We start from the raw sequence: 23470 nt of genomic DNA, 5'->3' as shown, positions 1-23470 counted from the left end.
TTAGCTTCTAAAGAGCTTTTGCCAATGCAACGCAATGCGCTATCGTTTGCACTTCGGCAATGATAGGTTTTACATGTAAGGGTAAAACCGCTGCTGTTTTTGTACCAATCACGATAGTACGATAACTCTCATCCCATGAAAAATTCTTTAAAAAGCAATGGACTGTTGAGGGAGATGTGAAGATAAGAATAGCATTTTTAGCAGGTGCATAAACAGGGGCATAGTGTCTACAGAGTGTTTCATACATAATTTCTTGAAAAATAGTGACACCTGCTGAGTGTAAAATTTCAAATAAAGGCGAAATAACCTCTTTGGCACGTGGGAAAAAAACACGTTTATCTTTCAATAAAGGAATCAGTTCGTGCGCAAAAAGATCACCATAGGAGTGTTTACATGTAAAGAGAAGATTGCCGCCGCAGGCACGTATGGCAGCAGCTGTTCCCTCCCCTATGGCATAACACGCTTTATCTTGCCAATATACGCCACACAGTTCAAGTGCTTTGACACTATTTTTGGAGGTAAAAATAATCGCATCAACCTCTTCAAGCCTAGGGGATGAGGAGGTAAAAACGATTTCAAATAGAGGCAAATGCTCTACCCCTTCATGCGATTGGTCGCTAAAGAGGTAGATAGGAGCAGATTTTATTCCCATTCGATTGTTGCAGGTGGCTTTGAAGAGATGTCATACACCACACGATTAATGCCACTTACTTCATTAATAATACGTCGACTAATGTTTTCTAAAATCGTATGAGGAATGTGCGCAAAGGTTGCAGTCATACCATCGGTTGCATCCACGATTCTCACACAAATCGTATTATCATACGTTCGGTTATCACCCATCACGCCGACACTTTTGACATTAAGAAGCACGGTAAAAGCTTGCCATGTTTTTTCATAATACCCTGTTGCTCTAAGCTCTTCAAGCATAATAACATCCGCAGCTCTTAGTAAAACTAAATCTTCTTTGGTTACTTCGCCCATAATACGAATCGCAAGACCAGGTCCTGGAAATGGATGGCGACTTAACATATCTTTGGGAAGACCCAGTTCTGCGCCTAAGATTCTAACCTCATCTTTAAAAATTTCACGCAATGGCTCAATGAGCTCAAAGCTCATCCAATCAGGAAGACCACCCACGTTATGGTGTGACTTAATGGTTTTAGAAGGGCCTTTGACCGAAACCGATTCAATAACATCGGTGTAGAGTGTTCCTTGCGCTAAGAACTGAATGCCATTATGTTTTTTCGCCTCTTCATCAAACACTTCAATAAATGTTTCACCAATAATTTTACGTTTTTTCTCAGGGTCACTCACCCCTGCCAAACGGCTTAAAAATTTCTCACTGGCATCGACCGTAATCAATGGAACATTACGGCTTTTAAACATCGCTTCCACTTGTTCTCTCTCATTGGCACGTAGGAGTCCATTGTCTACAAACACAGAGACGAGTTTATCGCCAATGGCTTCGGCTAAAAGCGTTGCAACAACCGAGCTATCAACACCTCCACTCACACCACACAACACTTTTTTATCACCCACTCTTTCTCTGATTTTTGCAATTTGCTCTTTAGCAAAGGAACCCATATTCCATGTACTTTCACAGCCACAAATATGCTTTGCAAAATTTTTCAGAAGCTTACTTCCTTGCTCAGAGTGATAGACTTCTGGGTGAAATTGAAACGCGTACATATTACGTTTTTCATCGGCAATGGCAGCATACGGAGAATTCTCACTAAAGCCAATTTTTTCAAAACCTGTAGGTAGCTTTTCTACTCTATCCCCATGGCTCATCCAAACAATTTGACCACATGTCGTGTCTTTAAAAATTTTATGATCACTCTCAAACTTAAGTTCTGCCTTACCATATTCTTGATGCGTTGCAGGGATAACACTTCCCCCAAAATGTTGGGTTAAAAGTTGCATCCCATAACAAATACCCAGCATTGGAAGACCTAGTTCATAGACTTTTTCATCAGGATGATACGAATCTTTTGCATACACCGAGGCTGGACCACCACTTAAAATAATTCCTTTAGGATTTCGTTTTTGAATATCTTCAATTTTTTCATTATAAGGGACGATTTCACAGTAAACACCGCTTTCACGAAGCTTACGTGCAATCAACTGAGTGTATTGTGAACCAAAATCTAAAACTAAAATAGGGACTTCTTTCATTTATTTCCTTTATTAATATAAACCGAGTATTTCAAACTGCACGTACCAAATGACCAATGAAAGCATATAGCCCACAAGCACGGTCCATGCGTATTTCATATGAGAACCAAAAGTATAAATTCCTCTTAGTTTTCCCATAACACCAACCCCTGCGGCGGAACCAAAGCTAATTAGACTGCCTCCAATTCCTGCGGTTAATGTGACTAAAAGCCATTGGTCTAATCCCATCGTAGGATTTGCTTTAAGCACGGCACTCATCACAGGTACATTATCGACAATAGCGGATAAGAAGCCAACACCAATATTAACAGCTATTGGTCCTGCGCTATCATACAATTTTACAGCTAAATCGAGGTACCCTAAAAAATGAAGCCCTCCCACCGCTGCTAAAATACCAAAAAAGAAAAGCAGAGTATCGTGCTCAATTTTACCAATCATTTTAAAGGTATTGAGCTCTTGCCCTCGTTTACGTTTTAAACGATAACTGTACAATTTCAACAAAGATAAACCAAAAAGCATTCCCCACATTGGAGGCAATTTAAAGAGTTGTTGGCATAAAACCGCTGACATAATGGTGACAATACCTAAGGCAATCACCATTTTCCCACCCATCAATATAGAGACTTTAGGCTCCGTTGAGGCATTGAAATGAGGTTTATCCGAAGGGACAAACAAAGATAAAAGCCATGCAGTGACAAGCCATCCAATAAATGAAGCAGGGAAAAGAGCAAAGAAGTCAAGAAAGTGTCCTTTACCAGACATCCATGCCATTAAAGTTGTAATATCACCAAAAGGGCTCCATGCACCCCCTGCATTGGCAGCAACCACAATGTTAATCGCCCCTGGAACCAAAAAGTTTTTATTCTCTTTTTCGATGGTAATTAAAACCGTTGATAAAATAAGCGCCGTTGTCAAGTTGTCTGCCACGGGGCTAATAAAGAAGGCTAAAATACCTGTTAGCCAAAACAGCTTTTTATAACTGTAGCCTTTGGATACCAAATTGTATTTGAGTTTGTCAAAGACTTGTCGTTCAATTAAAACCTCAATGTACGTCATTGCAACAAATAAGAAAAAGAAAATCTCTGCAATTTCAAAAATAAGATGATCCACACTGTGCGTTAATGCAGTTGGGTCAATACCATTGATAAAATTATAGATACCTATCAGAATAAAAATAAACGTACCCATAAACAAGGCGGGTTTAGCTTTATTGATATGATAATTTTCCTCCGTTGCCACCGCATAATAGCCGACAATAAAGACAATAAGACAGAGTATTCCAACCCATGTTGTTGTTAAATCTTCCCCACTGGATGCCCAAATGGTATTCATGAATGCTAGTAAAAGCAAGACAATTCGCATCTACATTTTCCTTTCTGATAAATAATGTGCACCTAAAGATTTTTTACGTCTTAGAGCACTGGTTATGATCTCTTTTGAAACCAACAATCTTAATGTGAGTAATCTTCCAATGGGCAATTTCAACATTGCCTCAACACGTTCGTATGCTTTTCCCAACCCCTCTTTATTTCGAAGTATACCCGCATAACACCACATCAAATCACGCAACTCATTTTTTAATGTCTTATCGTTCTCTTGCATTAATGCATGTTCTTCTTCACTAAATAAACAAACCTCTTTTGCATTATCTATGCTAATCTCCACCGCATGCGCAACACGTAAGGCAAAAACCAATCCCTCAAGCAACGAGTTACTGGCCAACCTATTTGCACCATGCACACCTGTGTGCGCACACTCTCCTATAGCATACAAATCTTTTACATGTAAAACTTCTGCGTGCAAATTTGTTTTAATACCCCCCATAGAATAGTGAAAGGCTGGAGAGATGGGTACTCTTTGTGCAGGGACATCATAACCCATATTTTGCATATTAAAATAGATACTTGGAAAACGCTCTTTAAAATGCTCGGGTGAAAAAGCGCTTAAATCTAAAAAAACATTTTTGCCTGTTTTTTGTTTATGCCCAAAGATTGCCCGACTGACCACATCACGAGGGGCAAGTTCTCCACGTTTGTCGTATTCAAAAACAAAACGCTTACCATCCTCATCCACAATCATGGCCCCCTCCCCTCGCAAAGACTCACTTAAGAGTTGCTTGCGAACACTTTTGCCTAGCACAAATACCGTAGGGTGAAACTGCATCATTTCCATATCATCCAGTTGAATACCATGACTTAAGCAAATGCCTTGCATATCCGCACTAATAGTACGTGCATTGGTATGGTATTCGTACAATGAGCCCACACCACCACTGGCAATGATTACTTTTTTAGCATACAAATTGAAAATTTTATCGTTGTGAAAAACACGGGCACCAAAACATTCACCTTCTTTGATTAAGAGGTCTGTCACTTGCGTGTTATAGAGAATGGGAAAAGGGAGTTGTTGCATTAAAAAGAGGTGAATATACCGACCCGTTGCATCCCCACCCGCATGCAAAATACGGTTCGTGCTGTGCGCTGCTTCTTTGGTATAGAGTAACTGACCTGAGGCATCTTTATCAAATTCAAATCCGCTATCAATCAGTTTTGAAATTGCACGAGGTCCCTCGGCACATAAAACATTCACCGCTTCTGCATTGCAATGCCCTGCGCCAGCTTCTAGGGTGTCCTTTACATGTAAGGCAATATCTGCATCATCTTTTGCAACCGCCACCCCACCTTGGGCATAAAATGTATTGCACTCCCATGCGTAATCTTTAGCAATCAAGAGAACATTTAAGGTTTTTGGTAAGGCTAATGCTGCACTCAATCCTGCAATACCTGTGCCAATAATCAGCACATCGTAAGAGGTTTTCATTTTAATAAGAAGATTTCTTAGAGGGTGTTGTTGTATTGCTATCTTTATAAACAGGAGGACCTTTGTACCCACATCCAAACAGAGCAAAACCCAAACATGCTATAATAATCACATGAAAGATTCTAAAAGTATAATTTCTCATCTCGTACAACAACCTTCTATGAAAAAATATGAGCAGGTGCGCTGTTATAACAGATTGCTCAGTGTGTTACCCAAAAGTTTCACAAGTATGATTCGTTTTGTGTACACCAAAAATGAAACACTTTTTTTTGTACTCAATCATCCCTGCGCCAAAATGGAGTTTAATTATAAACGTAATTTAATAAAGAGTCTATTAAAGGAAATAAACCACCATTTTCCTGAGTGTGCATGTTTACATGTAAGCGAGATTCAAGCCTTTGTCTCCAACCAAAAAAGTGAAGAAGAATCCCTTATTTTAGGTAGTTCATCAGAAATTTTTTACCCAGAACAAGCATCTGGAACGTTTGAGCCACACTGTGATGACCCCAAACTGCAAGCACTCTTTGAAGCGATTAAAGCTACCATCCAAACCAAAACGTCATGCTAACCAATACCCTCAAAAATGCCCCAGAAAATGCGGGGATTTATCAATTTTTTAATGCCTCAGGCATGCTTTTATATGTGGGAAAAGCTAAAAATATTAAAAACCGTGTGAAGAGCTACTTCCGTTTTTCAGGTGAGCTTAGAGCATCCCCTTTGCTTTCGTCTCGTATTGCAAAGATGATTAGCGAGGTGGAACGTGTTGAGTTTATTGTGGTTCAAAGCGAACACGATGCGTTAATTTTAGAAAACTCACTAATCAAACAACTCAAACCCAAATACAATATTTTACTACGTGACGATAAAACCTATCCTTATATTGCCATTAACCTTGCGGAGCCTTTCCCTCGCTTTGAAATCACACGCAAAATCATCAATGATAAAAACATCAAATACTTTGGCCCGCTTTCAGGTTCTGCCAAAGCACTCTTAGATGCACTTTATCTCACCTTTCCTTTGGTACAAAAAAAGGGGTGTTTAAAAGGGAAAAAAGCCTGTTTATTCTTTCAAATTGAACGTTGCCTTGCTCCCTGTGAAGGCAAAATCGACACTGCTTCGTATGCAAAAATTGTCCATCAAGCACTAGAAGTTTTGAATGACCAAAAAAAGCTTATTTCTCTTTTACATGTAAAGATGGAAGAGGCATCTTTAAAACTCAATTTTGAAGAAGCAGCCAAACTTCGAGATACCATGCGTGCCATCAAAGAATCTTTACATGTAACGCATGTGGAGCTTTTAAACTTGGAAGATTATGATGTTTTTGCAGTTGAAATGATGGAAAAAACAGCAGTCATCATGCGTCTATTTATTCGTCATGGAAAAATTGTCTCCACCTCACACTCGATGATGCATAATGCCTATGGGTTTGATAAAGAAGAGCTCTATCAGCGAGCTTTATTTGAGTTTTATAACCCTATGCATCAAACGTTTGCACAAAACATTTTACTGGCAGATTTTTTTAATGAAGCAGACGCAATGCGCTCCTTTTTAAGTGAAAAATTTGGTATGAAAATATCTATTAGTGTGCCAAAACGAGGTGAAAAAGAGCATTTGACTGCTTTAGCACGGGAAAATGCAAAAGCGATTTTAATGCAACAGCGTACAAAAAACAGTACCACACTTCTTGAGCAACTCCAATCCCTTTTTACCCTTCATTCTCTTCCAAAACGTATCGAAGTGTTTGACAATTCTCATTTAGGCGGGGTTGCTCCTGTGGGTGCGATGGTGGTTTGGGATGAGGGATTTAGCAAATCAAGCTACCGCCGTTATGCCTTGCATTATCGTGATGAGTACGCACAAATGAAAGAGATGTTAGAGCGCCGTATTGCAGATTTTTCCAAAGAGCCACCTCCTGATTTGTGGGTGCTAGATGGAGGAGAAACGTTACGAAAACTTGCAGAAACTCTGTTGGAAAAAGCGGGCGTGCATCTGGATGTTCTAGCCATTGCCAAAGAGAAAGTCGATGCTAAAGCACACCGTGCCAAAGGAAGCGCTCACGACCTTTTGTATGCCAAAGAGCAGTCGCTTGCCCTCCCCCCTCACGATAAGCGTTTACAATTTTTGCAAAGACTTAGAGATGAAGCCCACCGTTTTGCCATTCGTTACCATCAGAGTAAAAAACAGAGCAAAGATTTAGCCTTAACACTTCAGAGTATGGGAGGTATTGGAGACGCTAGCATTAAAAAACTTTTAAGTTACTTTGGGACATTTGAAGCCATTTATCAAGCCTCAGAAGAAGAGTTGATGCTTACATTGGGTAAAAAATTGGGCTCAAAACTCTTTACAAACCTAAAAAAATAGTTTGAAAAGAGTTGGCAAGCTTACGCTTTTTGCTTAGCTTTGGATTGAATCACGGTATGGATTTGATGATATAAAGAGGTAATTTCTTCTTTTTTTTCAATAAAACTGTTTTTATTTGCAATCAAGTATGCTGAGGATTCCAAAATCGTCTCTACCACTTTGAGCCCATTTTGTTTCATGGTACTTCCTGTTTCAACAATGTCCACAATCACATCAGACAGTCCTACAAGAGGAGCTAATTCAATGGAACCGTACAACTTAATAATCTCAACAGCCATGGCTTTTTTAGAAAAATATTTTTGTGCGATATGGGTCATTTTTGTCGCAACCTTAAGCTCAGGCGCACTGTAATCAATCTCTTTTCCCTCTTGAATGCCCACGCACACCTTACATTTACCAATGCCCAAATCCAATAAACGTAGTAAATCTTCATCTTTTTCTTCTAACACATCCAAACCAACGACACCAATATCCGCTGATTGATGCAATACATACGCAGGAACATCTTGATTTCGTACCAATAAAAAACGAAAACCATCGGCTTCTAAAATGAGTTTGCGATCATCAAAACGAAATGTGGTTCCAAAAATTTGTTCAAAAATCTCTAAGGTCTCTTCTGCAATTCTACCCTTTGGCAAGGCTACTGTTAACATCTCGTTCCTTTATTGTAAATGTGCATTTTTAATAACTTTCAGCATACCTCTGAAAATCAATGTTCTATCAAAAATAGAATGATTCAAAAATTTAGAAAAAAACTTTCCATCGCCACCTGTAAAAAAAATACGTTTATCTTTACATGTAACTTCTAAGAGCGTTACAATAGATTTTATAACCCCATACGAAATGGCATCGTGGGTTCTTTGAGGCAAAGCATCTAACGCAATACTAGGGTTAATACTTAAATTAAGACGGGGGGATATGGAAGCATAGGCTTTTTCATAAGCACTTAATCCAGGAAGAATAAATCCCCCTAAATGCATGCCCCCTGACATAATATCCACCGTAATGGCGCTACCCGCATCGACAATTAACCCGTCTTCAATGGTATAGCATGCGGCCATTCTATCCACACCCATCCCCTGATAAATGGTGTCAAACTCAAAATAAGGTTCCAAATCAATAAACTGCGCTTTATGCTCAAGTTTTTCCTTCAACGCATCATTCACACAAATATAATAGACTTTTTCTTGCGGTGTAAATGCATAAAATTCCTTATGAGAAAGTGTCCATACTTTTCCATCCTGATAAAAATCAGCATTAGAATTTCCAATATCACACAATGTCATTGTAAATAATCCACCCTTTTTCTTTAAGCAATGCTCCTGCTTTTGAGCATAATGGAGCTTTTAAAAGCAGATGCTTGTGCTTATAATTATGATTTACATGTAACGTCAAAGCAGCATAAAGATGAAGTAGTTCATCTGCATGTTGAGAGATAAATCGACTTTTTTGCTCGCATTGAAAGATGGCGTGATAGAACGATTTTCTATCAACACCGCTGAAAATAGCAAGCTTTTTACGGCTTTTTAAAACTTTTGGGGCTATGCTTTCCAGAGATGTAAAAACGACCTGCTTATGACATATGCGTTCTAACATCTCTTTCATGGCACCCAAAATCCAATTACTGTTTACGGTCTAATTTGAAAAAACGGTTTTTATAATAGAGTGTATCTTCAGTTGTAAAAAGATTGCTCTCAATGGCATCAGGAAGCTTATACACATTGGTCGATACTAAGTCAATATCGGTTGCAATGACGTAACCACCTTTTTCAATCATATAAATAAAATCTCCATGAATGGTTCCAGCAAACGTAGCAAACGTAAATTTACGATCTTTGAGCACTTTTAAATCCGCATCGGTTAGCATCACTTTGCCATCTTTTGTAAAGACAAAAATACGATTTTTAAGCACAATTACATCTCTCACTTCTGCTTCTAAAAAGTTAATCGATTTTGGGCTAATAGAGACCACTTTGCTTTTAGTGGCTGCGACCAAACGATCCCCCAAAACTTGAAGATAAATAATGTTGCCAAAAAACTTTTCATTGCTGACCACAACATCACGAATAGGCTTTCTGCTTTGCTCGTCCACAATCAACAATTTACCATCTAAAGTTGGGAAAATAATCAAATCCCCTAAAAAATAAGGTGCTGCAATACGAGAATCGAGGGCAAATACATTATCTTGCGTCAGATGCATTAACTCTTTTCCATCACTCATATCAACCAACAAAAGTTCATTAGAACCAAGTACCATCGCCAATAAATTACCCTTCAATGAAGCCGATGCCACAGCGGTTCCACACTCTTTTTTAAACAATACTTTTTGATGTGCATCCATAACCAACAATGCCCCACATTGTGAGCTTGCAATATAACGACCGTTGTTTTCACCTAGAAAAACATACTCTTTGGGCAAGGTAACCGATGAAAGTCCTTTTGAGGTAAGCACTTGTCCGTTTTCCAAAGTAGCGCCATCTCTGCCTGCGTCCATAATAGATGCTGGCAAGGAACCATCATAACTTAGCTTTCCCGAAACAGATTCAGGTTCAAAGTATTGGCGTTTTGTACCACAGCCACTGACAACCAACAATAAAGTCAAAAGTGAAAAAACAATCTTTGCGTATCTCATTATTTTAAGCCTTGATAGTGTTCTAAATTTTTTGCAATCTGTTTAAGGGGTGAATTTACATCAATTTGAGCAAATTTTAGCCTCGCCTCATCTACCTTATTCTCTTTTAATAACGCATATCCCTCATGTAAAAACACCATCCCAGAGAGTAAAGCACCCTGCGCTGTTGTATTCCCATCCATTTGGGAAAGCTGATATGTCGCAAGGTCTGACACAATGGCGTCTTCCTGAGAAAGTGCTACTTTTTTTAATGCTTCCACATCCCCTTTTTTTAATGCTTCTTCAAAAAGAAACATCATGTACAATTTTGGATTTTTGTCCTTGAGTGTTTCTAAAGCTGCAAGATTATTTGCATCCTTTAAAAATATGGCATAGGCTTCATTGGAAGCTTTGAGTTTCTGATCAATCATAATACTGTTAATACTATACCCACCTGCGCCTAAAACAATCAGTGCGAGTGCAGAAAAAATATAGTTTTTATTCTTCTTAAAGAAACGCTCCCCTTTAATCATTCCCTCAAGGAATTGCTCTTCGGTGCTAATTTCTTGCTTAACCACCTGAATATTTTCTTTAAGTCCCAAGCCCTATCCTTATGCAGTTTTTTTAAAATGTGACAAAGTTTATCACAAGAAATATAAAAAGATTATATGGCACGTTCTGATTGTTTCAGTATCCAACAAAAGAGAATTTGCTATAATCAAATTTTAAAAATATTTAAGGATGACAACGGTGAAAATTGATAATACATTACTGATAAAACTTGAAAAACTCTCCTCATTAAAAATTAGTGATGAAAAAAGAGAGGGTGTTATTCAGCAATTAAGTGAAATTGTCTCTTTTGTTGAAAACCTTAATGAACTTGATTTAAACGCTGAAGAGATAACCTTTACAACGCTCAGTGGAGGAACGCCGTTTCGAGACGATGAAGCACATGTCAATCCTAAAATCATCGAAACTATTTTAGCACATGCACCACACCATGAAAACGGTTTTTTTGTTGTTCCAAAAATTATTGAATAATTTATAACTATAACTTAAACAAGAAGGGACACCTATGGCTTCCATCAATATCAAAGCTCTGCTCAAAAATGTGGTGGCGTACAAAGCCTCTGATTTGCATCTGGTAAGCCGTAGTGAACCTCAAATTCGTATTGATGGGAAATTAGTACCTCTGGATATGGATAAACTAGATGGGAATACAATCGAAGAGATGTGTTATACCCTCATTAGTGATAAACAAAAAAAGAAGCTTGAAGAGGAAAAGGAGCTTGATTTTGCTATCATGTTTCCTGATATTGGTCGTTTTCGTGCGAACTACTATTACACTATTAACACAGAATTAGCAGCTGCTTTTAGAATTATTCCCATTGATATTCCATCCTTAGATGATCTCAATACTCCTGCGATTTTTAAAGATATTATTATGCGTGAAAAAGGGCTGATATTAGTCACTGGACCTACAGGAAGTGGAAAATCAACAACCCTAGCGGCTCTTCTGAATGAAATTAATCTGTATGAACATCGCCATATTATTACCATTGAAGACCCTGTTGAGTTTATTCATACCAATAAAAAAGCACTTTTTTCTCATCGTAATGTGGGAGAAGATACCAAAAGCTTTGCACGTGCGTTGAAATTTTCATTGAGAGAAGACCCTGATGTCATTCTTGTGGGTGAAATGCGCGATCAAGAAACCATTAGCACCGCAATTACAGCGGCAGAAACGGGTCACTTGGTCATGGGAACCTTACATACCAACTCTGCGGTACAAACCATTAATCGTATTGTTGATAGCTTTGAGGGTGCAGAACAAGTTCAGGTACGAACCATGCTTGCCACGTCATTGTACGCTGTCATTTCCCAAAGTTTGCTTCCTAAAATTGGCGGTGGCAGGGTTGCAGTACATGAGATTATGATTAACAATGCGCCCATTGCCAATCTTATTCGTGAAAATAAAATGCACCAAATTTATTCACAAATGCAACTCAACCAACAAAAAACAGGCATGATAACCCAAACACAATCCATGATGCGGTATTTAAGAGCCAATCTGATTAGTAAAGAAGATGCTATTCGCTATTCCACACAACCACAGGAACTTTTAAATAATATGGGTATATAAACAGAGTGTTTTACAAAGATTACAGCTTATGCACGTTATAATCTATCAAAAATTATCACATAATTAGGTAGCCATGAATCATAGCAATCATATTTCACAACTTGTTTTTCAAATTGCAGACGAGACATTTACAAAGCTTCACCTCTTAGAAATTCCACCTTATCCAAAATATTACCATGATATGTTCTTGGAAATTCTTGAACAAAATGGACACAGTGAGATTCTTGAACTCTCTAAAAAAAATGCTTACCTTTTTTCCACGGCACCCCAAGAAGAAACCGTCGGTGAGACATGCTTAGGCTTAGTCAAAAAAGGACTTGAGGAGTTTGTCAAAACCAACGATACGCTCAAATCTATCTCCGATGAAACGGCTATTAATATTGATGCTATCAAGAAAGATTATAACCGCATTGATACGGATCATGTGTTTGAAGCCTTTATGAACTTTCAAGGTAAAATTTTTCAAGAACTTCAAGCTGCTGATGAAACCATCTCCTCTCTTAAACTAGAAGTGGAGCGTTTGGAGCGAGAATCCAATATTGACCCTTTAACCAAAACACACAACCGAAGAGTTTTAATGAAAGATTTGGAAGAGGTACTCCAATCAGGAAAAGATAAAGAGCTTGATATGCATCTTGTCATGTTTGATGCAGATGATTTTAAACAGATTAACGACTCTTTTGGTCATATTGCAGGCGACAAAACACTGATTTTCCTCTCCAAGCTTATTCAAAACTCTTTAAGACGAGGAACCCGTATTTATCGCTATGGGGGTGAAGAGTTTGTGGTTATTTTGAATCGAACTTCCAAAGAAGAGGCGATACACATTGTTGAGCGCATTTTAAAAGAGACCAGTGATAGTAAGCTGTTATACAAAAACCATGATATTCACCTTACACTCAGCGCAGGTATTTGTTCCCATGTATCCAACATCAGTGCTGATGAGATATTAGAGAAAGCCGATACTGCACTCTATGAGGCAAAAAGAAATGGTAAAAATTGTTTTAGGAGTGCTTCGTAAATGACACCTGTTTCCATGTTCGATATTATTTCGTTGGCGTTAATCCTTATCTTAGGAATCAAGGGCATTCTTAATGGTTTTGTCAAAGAGGTCTTTGGACTTTTTGGCATTGTGGGTGGTATTTATTTTGCATCACGCTATGCAGCAGAAGCAGGAGAGCTCATTCATGCACATCTGTTTGCGTTTAGCAATAAAGCATCCTTATACCTTTTTGGTTTTATCGCTGTGCTTATTCTTTTTTGGGTTAGCGCACTTTTTTTAGGATACCTTGTTTCGCACATTATTAATCTAAGTGGTCTTGGGGCTATTGATAAATTAGCAGGTTTTGCGGTAGGAAGCATCAAAATCTTTCTTGTCTTTTCTGTCTTAGCTGTAGCTTTAAATAATATTGAATTTATCAAATCACGTATTGAACCTTATGTAACACAGAGTATGATGTTCCCACTCTTTTTGGAAGCGGGACAGACTATTGTCAAACTTGATGCGAATACCATGTTGGAGAGCATTCAAGCCAAAGAGAAAATAAATCCTTAAAAAGGGGCAATCATCATGAGTAAATTTGAAAACATCGAATACACTGCCTTACTCTCAACGTTTAAAGAGTTATTAAAACAAAACAAACTTAAGTTTACCAAACAACGTGAAGTGATTTTAAAAACACTGTACGAACAAAATGAGCATTTTACGCCTGAGGATCTTTATATTTATCTTAAGACGAAATACCCTGAACTGAATATTGGTATTGCAACGGTCTACCGCACACTCAATCTTTTGGAAGAGTCTCATATGGTCACGTCAATCTCTTTTGGTGTGGCAGGCAAAAAATTTGAGTTAGCCAATAAACCCCACCATGATCATATGATTTGTAAAAGTTGTGGGCTCATTATTGAGTTTCAAAATGAAAAAATTGAACAATTGCAAATGGACATTGCAAAAGTACATAATTTTCACATCACCAGTCATTTAATGCAATTACGTGGATTGTGTGAAAGATGTTCCAAAGAAAACAGCAACCATTAGGAAAAGAGGATACTATTTTGATATTTCAAGACCAATACCAACAGCAACGCATCGAAAAAGGAAAAGCGCTCCATGCATTAGGCCGCAATCCTTATCGACACAACATTACAAAAGATACCAGCACAAAAGAGTTTTTGGAGTGTTATGCGTATGTGATTGAGAGTGAATTAAAGCGTGATGAACATAAAAGCAATACCATTGTAGGTCGTATCAAATTTTTGCGCCATATGGGCAAAGCTGCTTTTGCAAAAATCGAAGACGAACACGGTGTTGTGCAAATCTATTTTAGCCGTGAATCCATTGGTGAAGCATGGTTTGATGAAGCAAAAAAACTGGTTGAAGTGGGTGATATTATCAGTGTAACAGGCTTTCCTTTTGTTACAAAAACGGGTGAACTCTCTTTACATGTAAAGGTCATGGAGGTCGCAACAAAATCTATTATTCCTCTGCCTGAAAAATTTCACGGATTGCAAGATAAAGAGCTTAGATACCGCAAACGCTATCTTGATATGATTATGAACGCAGATGTTCGCAAAACCTTTAAGATCAGAAGTAAAATTGTCAGTGAAATCCGCCACTTTTTTGAAGAGCGTGACTTTTTAGAAGTTGAAACCCCAATGATGCATCCTATTGCAGGGGGAGCTAATGCTAAACCTTTTGTCACCCATCATAATGCCTTAGGTATTGATCGTTACCTTAGAATTGCACCTGAGCTTTATCTCAAACGTCTTGTTGTTGGTGGTTTTGAAGCGGTTTTTGAAATCAACCGTAACTTTAGAAACGAAGGGATGGATCAAACCCATAACCCCGAATTTACGATGATTGAATTTTATTGGGCATACCACAACTATCATGATTTGATGCGTTTAACCGAAGAGATGTTTGATGTGCTCTTAAAAAAGCTCAAACTTCCACGTAAGCTTCCTTATGGCGAAATGGAGATTGATTTTTCAAAACCATTCCGCAAAATCGCTTTTAGAGCGGCCCTTAGTGAAATTGGAGGCATCCCCGATGAAATTTTAGAGGATTGCCAAAAAATTATTGCGTATATTCAAAGTCAAGGATTTAGCGTTGAATCTAAATTGACATTGGGTAAACTCTATGAAGAACTGTTTGATCTCTTTGTTGAAGAAAAACTCATTGATCCAACGTTTATTATTGATTATCCCATTGAAATTAGCCCATTGGCACGAAGAAGTGAAAGTAATCCTAATATTGCTGAGCGTTTTGAGCTCTTTATTGCAGGGCGAGAAATCGCCAATGGATTTAACGAACTTAATGATCCTATTGATCAATACGAACGATTTGCAAAACAGTTACAAGCCAAAAATGCAGGGGATGATGAAGCCCACGAAATGGATGAAGACTATGTTCACGCACTTGGTTATGGCTTACCGCCAACAGCGGGACAAGGTTTAGGCATTGATAGGCTTACGATGCTACTCACGAATGAAGCATCCATTAAAGATGTTATTCTTTTTCCAGCCATGAAGCCACTCAATGACACCGATGAACAAACACAAAAAGATGAGGAATCAAAATGAGTATTTTAAAAAACGTTGACCCTATTATTTATGATTTAACGCAAAAAGAGTTAGAGCGCCAATGCGATCACCTTGAGATGATTGCCAGTGAAAACTTTACTTACCCTGCTGTTATGGAAGCGATGGGTAGTGTGTTTACCAATAAATATGCTGAGGGATACCCTGCTAAACGCTACTACGGTGGATGTGAATTTGCTGATGCTGTTGAACAACTTGCCATTGATAGAGTATGCCAGCTTTTTGGATGTACTTATGCCAATGTGCAACCCAATTCAGGAAGCCAAGCTAATCAGGGCGTTTATCAAGCGCTGTTAAACCCTTTTGATAAAATTTTAGGAATGGATTTAAGCCATGGTGGTCACTTAACGCACGGTTCAAAAGTGAGCAGTTCTGGTAAAACCTACTCAAGCTTTTTTTATGGTGTTGAACTTGATGGTCGCATTAATTATGATAAAGTAAGAGAAATTGCACATATTGTAAAACCAAAAATGATTGTTTGTGGTGCAAGTGCTTATGCCAGAGAGCTTGATTTTGCAAAATTCAGAGAGATTGCCGATGAAGTAGGTGCGTATCTTTTTGCCGACATTGCACACATCGCAGGACTTGTTGCGGGTGGTGAACATCCAAGCCCTTTCCCTCATTGTCATGTGGTGGCTTCTACGACCCATAAAACACTTCGAGGTCCTCGTGGTGGTATTATTTTAACGAACGATGAAGAGATTGCTAAAAAAATCAATAGCGCTATTTTCCCAGGAATTCAAGGTGGTCCATTGGTGCATGTTATTGCTGCCAAAGCCGTTGGTTTTGCTGAGAACTTAAAGCCTGAATGGAAAGCTTATGCAAAACAAGTCCGTGCGAATGCAAAAGTGTTAGCCGATGTACTGATTCGCCGTGGCTATGACATCGTAAGTGGAGGTACAGACAATCACATGGTACTTGTTTCCTTCCTTAACAAAGAGTTTAGCGGTAAAGATGCCGATGCAGCCCTTAGTCGTGCAGGTATTACGGTGAATAAAAATACCGTTCCAGGTGAAACCAGAAGTCCTTTTGTCACCAGCGGTGTTCGTATCGGTTCTCCTGCACTCACAGCGCGCGGTATGAAAGAGAAAGAGTTTGAAATTATTGCCAATAAAATTGCAGATGTTTTAGATAATATTAACGATGAAGCGTTACATGTAACGATTAAAGAAGAGATGAAAGCATTGGCAAGTCACTTTATCATTTATGATAGACCAACCTACTAAGGGGATTTATGTATACGATTGATGTCTCTCTTATCAAAATGATTACCGATCATTATTGGATTAAACGTGACGCCATTGTCCAAAAAATTGATTTTGGTGGGAGAGTCTTTTTCGATAAATTTGAACGTATTAATCAACCGCTTAATAATAGCATTATCAAAGACCACCTCGATGGGAAAATCACGGTTGCTCACTCATTGATTAACCGTTTTGATAAAGTTGAAAATATCGTTTTTGACTACAACGGAAGAAATACCGAACGCTTTTGGCATAGGGCACAGCTTTTGCTTCGAGAAGAGGGATTCATTAACTTTACAGCTTTTAAAAGTAAAACGGAAGGGCATTTGCATTTGTATGTTCACAAAGGGCATACAACCATGCAAGAAGGGTGTCAAATTGCTAAAATGCTCTCAGCGAAGCTTTCACAAAAGCTTCCACGAGAGTGGAGAATGTTCCCGACGCAGGAACTTCCTCGGGAGTTTAATATTTTAGCTCTCCCTTATGATTTGTACCAAAAAGAGCGAGGGGCTTCTTGGTCAAAGCACATGTAAATGTGCTGTAAAACCTTGCCTCTTGCATGATTATCACTCCAAAGGAGAAACAATGGAAAACAGAAGTGAACTTAGCGATATAGTATTAGAAAAAGGGGATAACAAAACCCTAAAAGTGAAGCGTCTTTTAATTTTAGTGGCTTTTTTAATTTTGATTTTTTTAATCGCACTTGCAAGCATGAAAGTTGCCAATGATGATCAAGCAAAAGAGACATCAAAATTAGTTTTACCGCCAGAACCCACACAAGAGACGCAAATCCCAAAAGATGACCAACTCTTTAAGCAAGTTCCTATTATTGAAGAGAACCCTAAAAAAGAGAGTTTTGAAGATATGATCAAAACACTCAAAGAGAAAGAGGCTCAAAAACAAGAAGAGAGTAAAAGTGTTGCGCAAGAGCCTGTCACACAAACAAAAACAAGTCCAACACCCCCTGTTTCTAAAGTAAAAGAAGAGCCTAAAAAAGAGAGTGCTAAAACCCAAACAATGTTAAGAAGTACTGAAATAGACACACCTACAGCCCCTATGGGTGGAAGCAGTGTGGGTCCTGGTATTTACGTACAAGTTGGGGCCATCGCAAAAGCTCCTACGGCAAAACAATTAGCAGAGTACAGGGCCAAAGGGTTTGAATGCAAACCTTACTCAACCGTTGTCAATGGTAACCCCGTCGTTAAACTCTTAGTGGGGCCTTATGCCAATGCCGCTGAAGCAGAGAGCGCATTACGTACTATTCGCTCTAGCCTTAATTCAAATGCATTTATTTATCGGGTAAAATAAGGTGCTATACACTCGTACCATTTTATTTGATCAGCTGACCCCTATTACGCTTTTTGCAAAACTGCAAACTCTTTTTAATGGGGAGCTTTGTTTTTTGTTTGAGAGTGCCATCAATAACAACGATGGCAACTTTAGCTTTTTATTTATAGGGGCACGGGAGCGCATTGTCCATCACCATAATAAGAGCTTTCATACCGACGAACATGGGGTCTCTCATGCCTTAGGAGAGAGCCCTTTTTCCTACCTCAAAGAGCGTTATGCAACCCTTGATAAAACACTCTATCAAAACTATGCCAAAGAGCTTGGGATTGGTTTTGTTGATGGATTTATTGGGTATATTGGTTACGATGCAGTAAAACTCTTTGAACCTCGCTTAAAAAGCCATATGGATGCACTCAGTGATTCCTTAGATATTCCAGAAATTGATTTAATGCGCCCTAAACTTGTCTGCACGTTCTCGCACAAATCCAACACACTTATCTTAAGTACCTTTATCCCTGAGTTGGCTTCTCGCTTAGAAGAAATTGAGCAAACACTTAAAGAAGCACACACGCATATTCCTATCAAAACAGCGCATATTGAGACAAAAAAAGGGAGCTTTGCTTTTTCGAAAGAGCAGTTTTTTGAGATGGTAGACAAATCCAAAGAGATGATTCGAAGCGGTGATGTCTTCCAGATTTTAATGTCAAATCGCTTCACGCAATACGCACATATAGACCGTTTAAGTTTTTACCGAATCTTACGTCAAAAGAACCCTTCTCCGTATATGTTTTATCTCTCCTATCCAGAGTTTGCAATTATTGGAAGCTCTCCTGAGGTGATGGTCGGTCTTAAAGAGGGGCATATTTTATTACGACCGATTGCTGGCACACGTAAGCGTGGTTCAAGCTATGAAAAAGATAAAGCCTATGAGGCAGAGATGTTAAGCGACGAAAAAGAGCGTGCGGAGCATTTAATGCTGATTGATTTAGGGCGTAATGATTTAGGACGTGTCGCACATGTAGGCAGTGTCAACGTCAAAGAGATGATGCGCGTAGAGCGATATTCTCATGTGATGCATATGGTCAGCGATATTGAAGCCACTTTGGATGAAAAACACGATATGTTTGACCTTTTTGCTGCTACCTTTACCGCTGGAACCATGACAGGAACCCCTAAAATTCGTGCGATGGAACTCATTAGCGATTTTGAAGGCATTAAACGCAGTTTCTACAGTGGCGCAGCTGGTTATTTTGGCTTTGATGGCAATATGGACAGTTGTATTATGATTCGCACGGCCTATTTGGATCATGAAAAAATTATCTTTCAAGCAGGAGCTGGTATTGTAGCCGACAGTAAACCAGAGCTAGAATACCTTGAAGTCACCAATAAACTAGGTGCAATGACAAGCTCTTTAGATGATTTAAAGGCGTAATTGCGTGCTACTCTTTAGTATATTTGGCTACCCCGTCGCTCATTCCATCTCCCCTCGCCTTCACAATGCAGTCATGCAAGGATTAAACCTTGATGGCTGTTATATCAGAACGCCTATAGAAAATCCTAACGCATTGATGCAAACCTTTAAAACACTGCAACTCTCAGGTGCCAATGTGACGGTTCCACACAAAGAAGTAGCCTTTACGCAGTGCGATGAAGTGCGTGGCATTGCACAAAAAATTGGGGCAATCAATACTTTGGTACGTGAGGGAAGCCGTGTCATTGGTTACAATACCGATGCAGAGGGATTTTACGAAGCGATTAAATCTTTTGGCACGCTTCATAATGCACTGATTTTAGGTGCAGGTGGAACGGCTAAAGCAATTGCAATGATTTTAAAAACACATGGTATAGAGACCACCATTTTGAACCGTTCACGCCAAAGACTGGCTTTTTTTGAAGCAGAGGGCTTTACATGTAAAACACCAGAGGCGTTTGAGGGTGGTGCTTATACACTTATTATTAACACCACATCTGCTGGGCTTAAAGATGAGGAGTACCCTTGTGATGCTACGCTTTTAAAATCTCTTTTTCACCATGCAAAATTCGCTTTTGATGTCATTTACAATAAACCTACCCCTTTTTTATGCCTTGCAAAGGAGTGTAATCTTACATGTAAAGATGGTAAAGAGATGCTTTTATACCAAGGTGTTCTTGCTTTTAATCTTTTCTTTTCTAACCATTACGATTTAAAAACAATCGAATCTTTAATGCGTCCTGTTTTTGAACTCTAGGGTTTAAAACCTTAGAGAACTTTTGTTACATGTAAAGCTCTTTTTCTCTCTCTTTTCTTCTTTAAAGCTCTTTTTACTTATATCTATTCTATGATTTTCAAACACGCTTTGCCTTTCACTTAACATACAAAAACCATTAAGGATATACTATGAATCTCTCTGGCGCTTACCTTGACTTTCATCAAGAAATACTCACGTTTATTCCTGAAAAAAGAATCTTCACCGACCCACTGCATACCATAGCGTATGGAACAGATGCTTCCTTTTACAGGTTGGTTCCCAAAATTGTTATTTGGGTACAAAGTGCCGATGAAGTGAGTCGTATTTTAAAGCTTTCCTCTAAACTTTCGCTTCCTGTGGTCTTTCGTGCTGCTGGAACAAGTCTTTCAGGGCAAGCCATTACCGATTCTATTTTACTTGTGACCTCACGGGATTGGAAAGGGATTCGTGTCAATGACGATGTGAGCAGTGTTACCCTAGAGCCTTCTGTTGTAGGGGCAGATGCAAATATCTATTTGTTACCTTATGGCAAAAAGATAGGTCCAGATCCTGCAAGTATAGGCTCTGCAATGATTGGTGGAATTGCGGCGAATAATGCCAGTGGTATGTGCTGTGGCACGACGGATAACTCGTATAAAACGCTTCAAGCAATGAAAATTATTTTTCACGATGGAACAGAGCTTGATACAGCCTCCACTCAAAGTGTTGAGGCATTTAAACAAAGCCATGCAGACTTAATAAAACGCATTGATGCCTTAGCCAAACGCATCAAAGATGACCAAGCGCTTCACGATAAAATCGTACGTAAATTTAAAATCAAAAACACCTGCGGGTATGGCTTAAACTCTTTGGTGGATTTTGATGAGCCTATTGATATTATTTCACACTTGATGATTGGCAGTGAGGGCACATTAGGATTTATTAAAGAAATCACCTTTAAAACCGTACCAGAGTATAAAGACAAAGCCAGTGCTTTAATGATTTTTAAAAATGTTAAAGATGCCTGTGATGCCATTACGATTATGCGCACACAGTGCCGAACGCGTATGGAAAATGCTGAACTTGATGCGGCTGAAATGATGGACAGAGCCGCACTTAAAAGCGTAGAAGAGATAGAGGGAATGCCAGCCTTTCTAAAAACACTAAGCCCGACAGCCACAGCCGTTTTGGTAGAATCACGTGCCCCTAGCAATGAAATTTTAGATGCCAATATTGCGGTCATTTTAGAGAAAATCAAACATATTGAGCCCGAAATGCCACTGCATTTTACCAAAGATGTCTATGAGTACACCAAATACTGGAAAATCAGAAAAGGACTTTTTACCGCAGTAGGAGCGGCAAGGAAGAGTGGAACAACGTGTATTATTGAAGATGTGGCGTATCCTATCGAATCATTGGCAGATGGTACCTTAGAATTGCAAGAGCTTTTTAAAAAATACGGTTATGATGAAGCCATTATCTTTGGACATGCCTTAGATGGTAACTTGCACTTTGTCTTCAATCAAGCCTTTGATGATCCTTCCGAAATTAAGCGTTATGAGCGTTTTATGGATGAAGTGGCACAACAAGTGGCAACCAAATACCAAGGAAGCCTCAAAGCAGAACACGGTACGGGTCGCAATATGGCTCCTTTTGTCGAACTTGAATGGGGAAGTGATGCGTATGAGCTGATGAAAGAGATCAAGCAGATTTTTGACCCAAAAGGCTTGATTAATCCAGGTGTTATTATTAACGCAGACCCAAAAATTCACCTTAAAAATTTCAAATCCATGCCAATCACCGACCCTGTGATTGATAAATGTATCGAGTGTGGCTTTTGTGAACCTGTATGCCCCTCTAATTTCTTAACTCTGACACCTCGTCAACGCATCGTAGCAAATCGCCATATGAAAACCTTAGAAAATCAAAACGATACAAAAGGGTTTGAAGCGTTTAAAGCGCAGTATCAATACGATGGTGTTGAAACCTGTGCCACCTGTTCACTGTGTTCACTCTCGTGTCCTGTGGGCATTGATACAGGTGCCTTGACTAAAAAAATTCGTTACCAACAAATCACACCCTCGCAAGACAAACTCGCCACCATGATCGCCAACAATTATGGAACCATTTTGGGTGTGGGAAGTTTTGTTTTAAGCGCGGTAAAAGGGGTTAATGCCATTATTCCAAACAGTGTTATGAATGCGATGAGTGCAGGAGTGAGTGCTCTTAGTGGTAACAAACTCCCTCGTTGGAAAGCTAGTCTTCCAGGAGGTCACACCTTTAAAGACTCTCGAAAATTATTTGGAGCGGCTGAAAAAGTGGTCTATTTTTCTTCATGCTTAAACCGTACCATGGGTAATCCAAAACCAAAAAGCGGTGAGAGTGAATTGGATGATTTGGTGATTGGCATCCTAGAAAAAGCAGGCTTTGAAGTCATTTTTCCAGAATCGCTTAAGCCCTTATGTTGTGGAATGCCTTTTTCTAGTAAAGGCTACAAAACGCAAGGCAAGCAAAAGTCCAGTGAACTTGAAGCGGCATTGACTAAAGCGAGTGAAAATGGAAAATACCCAATTTTATGTGACATGAGTTCTTGTACGAAAACAATGATGGAGTATTTTAGCAGTGGGCTTAAAGTGTATGACCCTATCGAATTTATCCATGATATCTTAATGGATCGTTTACCCATTAAGCAGATTAATGAACCCATTGTTATTCATGCTATCTGTAGCACACGTAAAATGGGCTTAGTGGAAAAATTTGAAAACATTGCACGTCGTTGCAGTACCAAAGTGACCCTTCCAACAGAAGTGACATGTTGTGGTTTTGCGGGCGATCGAGGCTTTAACTACCCAGAACTGAACCATTCAGCACTTCGCCATCTCAAATCTTCTATCCCTAGAGATACCAAATTGGCATTTTCAACAGGAAAACCGTGCGAAATTGGCTTGAGTGAAGAGAGTGGATTGGATTATCGCTCGATTTTCTATCTTCTTGAGCGTTGTATGCACTAAAA

The 23470-nt window shown here is 39.0% G+C and carries 23 protein-coding genes; 14 read left to right on the top strand and 9 right to left on the bottom strand.

Annotated features, from left to right (window positions below; genetic code table 11):
- Positions 1-7 precede the first annotated feature (7 nt).
- Genes SULBA_RS03225 through nadB form a run of 4 tightly spaced genes read right to left on the bottom strand, consistent with a single transcriptional unit; the run spans position 8 to position 4998 of the window.
- On the bottom strand, positions 8-589 hold the full coding sequence (locus SULBA_RS03225; RefSeq protein WP_245391437.1) for a uroporphyrinogen-III synthase: 582 nt from the start codon (positions 587-589) through the stop codon (positions 8-10).
- Positions 590-642: 53 nt separating this feature from the next.
- On the bottom strand, positions 643-2178 hold the full coding sequence (gene guaA / locus SULBA_RS03220) for a glutamine-hydrolyzing GMP synthase (RefSeq protein ID WP_014768837.1): 1536 nt from the start codon (positions 2176-2178) through the stop codon (positions 643-645).
- A 12-nt stretch (positions 2179-2190) separates the two neighbouring features.
- On the bottom strand, positions 2191-3540 hold the full coding sequence (nhaD, locus tag SULBA_RS03215) for a sodium:proton antiporter NhaD (protein ID WP_014768836.1): 1350 nt from the start codon (positions 3538-3540) through the stop codon (positions 2191-2193).
- Complete coding sequence (nadB, locus tag SULBA_RS03210) at positions 3541-4998, bottom strand: L-aspartate oxidase (protein ID WP_014768835.1); 1458 nt, start codon at positions 4996-4998, stop codon at positions 3541-3543.
- Positions 4999-5227: 229 nt separating this feature from the next.
- Here nadB and SULBA_RS03205 point away from each other — a divergent pair, with 229 nt between their 5' ends.
- Positions 5228-5566, top strand: coding sequence for a hypothetical protein (locus SULBA_RS03205; protein WP_245391436.1), 339 nt, complete (start codon positions 5228-5230; stop codon positions 5564-5566).
- Positions 5560-7359, top strand: coding sequence for an excinuclease ABC subunit UvrC (gene uvrC / locus SULBA_RS03200; RefSeq protein ID WP_014768833.1), 1800 nt, complete (start codon positions 5560-5562; stop codon positions 7357-7359). Before SULBA_RS03205 ends, uvrC begins: the two co-directional genes overlap by 7 nt.
- Positions 7360-7379: 20 nt before the next feature.
- Here the strand turns inward: uvrC and hisG are convergent, their stop codons facing one another.
- The 5 genes from hisG to SULBA_RS03175 are packed head-to-tail and all read right to left on the bottom strand — an operon-like array spanning position 7380 to position 10572.
- Positions 7380-8012: an ATP phosphoribosyltransferase gene (hisG, locus tag SULBA_RS03195; protein ID WP_014768832.1), complete on the bottom strand. Its 633-nt coding sequence runs from the start codon at positions 8010-8012 to the stop codon at positions 7380-7382.
- A 9-nt stretch (positions 8013-8021) separates the two neighbouring features.
- Positions 8022-8645, bottom strand: a complete 624-nt coding sequence (locus SULBA_RS03190; protein ID WP_014768831.1) for a type III pantothenate kinase — start codon at positions 8643-8645, stop codon at positions 8022-8024.
- Positions 8632-8955, bottom strand: a complete 324-nt coding sequence (locus tag SULBA_RS03185) for a hypothetical protein (protein ID WP_245391435.1) — start codon at positions 8953-8955, stop codon at positions 8632-8634. Before SULBA_RS03185 ends, SULBA_RS03190 begins: the two co-directional genes overlap by 14 nt.
- 25 nt (positions 8956-8980) lie before the next feature.
- Positions 8981-9991: a PQQ-binding-like beta-propeller repeat protein gene (locus SULBA_RS03180; protein WP_014768829.1), complete on the bottom strand. Its 1011-nt coding sequence runs from the start codon at positions 9989-9991 to the stop codon at positions 8981-8983.
- A complete protein-coding gene (locus SULBA_RS03175; RefSeq protein ID WP_014768828.1) occupies positions 9991-10572 on the bottom strand; it encodes a hypothetical protein in 582 nt (193 codons plus the stop codon). Before SULBA_RS03175 ends, SULBA_RS03180 begins: the two co-directional genes overlap by 1 nt.
- A gap of 148 nt (positions 10573-10720) precedes the next feature.
- Here SULBA_RS03175 and gatC point away from each other — a divergent pair, with 148 nt between their 5' ends.
- The 12 genes from gatC (at position 10721) to SULBA_RS03115 (ending at position 23468) form a co-directional block, all read left to right on the top strand.
- Entirely contained in the window at positions 10721-11011 is a 291-nt protein-coding gene (gene gatC / locus SULBA_RS03170) for an Asp-tRNA(Asn)/Glu-tRNA(Gln) amidotransferase subunit GatC (RefSeq protein ID WP_014768827.1), read from the top strand.
- Between the two features lie 34 nt (positions 11012-11045).
- Entirely contained in the window at positions 11046-12113 is a 1068-nt protein-coding gene (locus tag SULBA_RS03165) for a type IV pilus twitching motility protein PilT (RefSeq protein WP_014768826.1), read from the top strand.
- 73 nt (positions 12114-12186) lie between these two features.
- Positions 12187-13134 carry a GGDEF domain-containing protein gene (locus SULBA_RS03160; protein WP_014768825.1) on the top strand — a complete coding sequence of 316 codons (948 nt, stop codon included), beginning with the start codon at positions 12187-12189 and terminating at the stop codon, positions 13132-13134.
- Positions 13135-13668 carry a CvpA family protein gene (locus SULBA_RS03155; protein ID WP_014768824.1) on the top strand — a complete coding sequence of 178 codons (534 nt, stop codon included), beginning with the start codon at positions 13135-13137 and terminating at the stop codon, positions 13666-13668.
- A 15-nt stretch (positions 13669-13683) separates the two neighbouring features.
- Positions 13684-14154, top strand: coding sequence for a Fur family transcriptional regulator (locus tag SULBA_RS03150; RefSeq protein WP_014768823.1), 471 nt, complete (start codon positions 13684-13686; stop codon positions 14152-14154).
- Between the two features lie 20 nt (positions 14155-14174).
- Positions 14175-15698: a lysine--tRNA ligase gene (gene lysS / locus SULBA_RS03145; protein WP_172634079.1), complete on the top strand. Its 1524-nt coding sequence runs from the start codon at positions 14175-14177 to the stop codon at positions 15696-15698.
- A complete protein-coding gene (locus SULBA_RS03140; RefSeq protein ID WP_014768821.1) occupies positions 15695-16942 on the top strand; it encodes a serine hydroxymethyltransferase in 1248 nt (415 codons plus the stop codon). Before lysS ends, SULBA_RS03140 begins: the two co-directional genes overlap by 4 nt.
- 8 nt (positions 16943-16950) lie before the next feature.
- Complete coding sequence (locus SULBA_RS03135) at positions 16951-17493, top strand: DUF1882 domain-containing protein (RefSeq protein WP_014768820.1); 543 nt, start codon at positions 16951-16953, stop codon at positions 17491-17493.
- Positions 17494-17545: 52 nt separating this feature from the next.
- Positions 17546-18268: an SPOR domain-containing protein gene (locus SULBA_RS03130; RefSeq protein WP_014768819.1), complete on the top strand. Its 723-nt coding sequence runs from the start codon at positions 17546-17548 to the stop codon at positions 18266-18268.
- A 1-nt stretch (position 18269) separates the two neighbouring features.
- Positions 18270-19682 carry an anthranilate synthase component I family protein gene (locus SULBA_RS03125; protein WP_014768818.1) on the top strand — a complete coding sequence of 471 codons (1413 nt, stop codon included), beginning with the start codon at positions 18270-18272 and terminating at the stop codon, positions 19680-19682.
- 4 nt (positions 19683-19686) lie between these two features.
- Positions 19687-20478: a shikimate dehydrogenase gene (locus tag SULBA_RS03120; protein WP_014768817.1), complete on the top strand. Its 792-nt coding sequence runs from the start codon at positions 19687-19689 to the stop codon at positions 20476-20478.
- 149 nt (positions 20479-20627) lie between these two features.
- The gene (locus SULBA_RS03115) at positions 20628-23468 is read left to right on the top strand and encodes an FAD-binding and (Fe-S)-binding domain-containing protein (RefSeq protein WP_014768816.1); all 2841 of its coding nucleotides are present in this window, start codon (positions 20628-20630) and stop codon (positions 23466-23468) included.
- The last annotated feature ends 2 nt before the right edge of the window (positions 23469-23470 follow it).

The organism is Sulfurospirillum barnesii SES-3 (assembly GCF_000265295.1).
In the GTDB taxonomy this organism is placed as follows: domain Bacteria; phylum Campylobacterota; class Campylobacteria; order Campylobacterales; family Sulfurospirillaceae; genus Sulfurospirillum; species Sulfurospirillum barnesii.
This window is presented reverse-complemented; position numbering and strand designations above follow the sequence as displayed.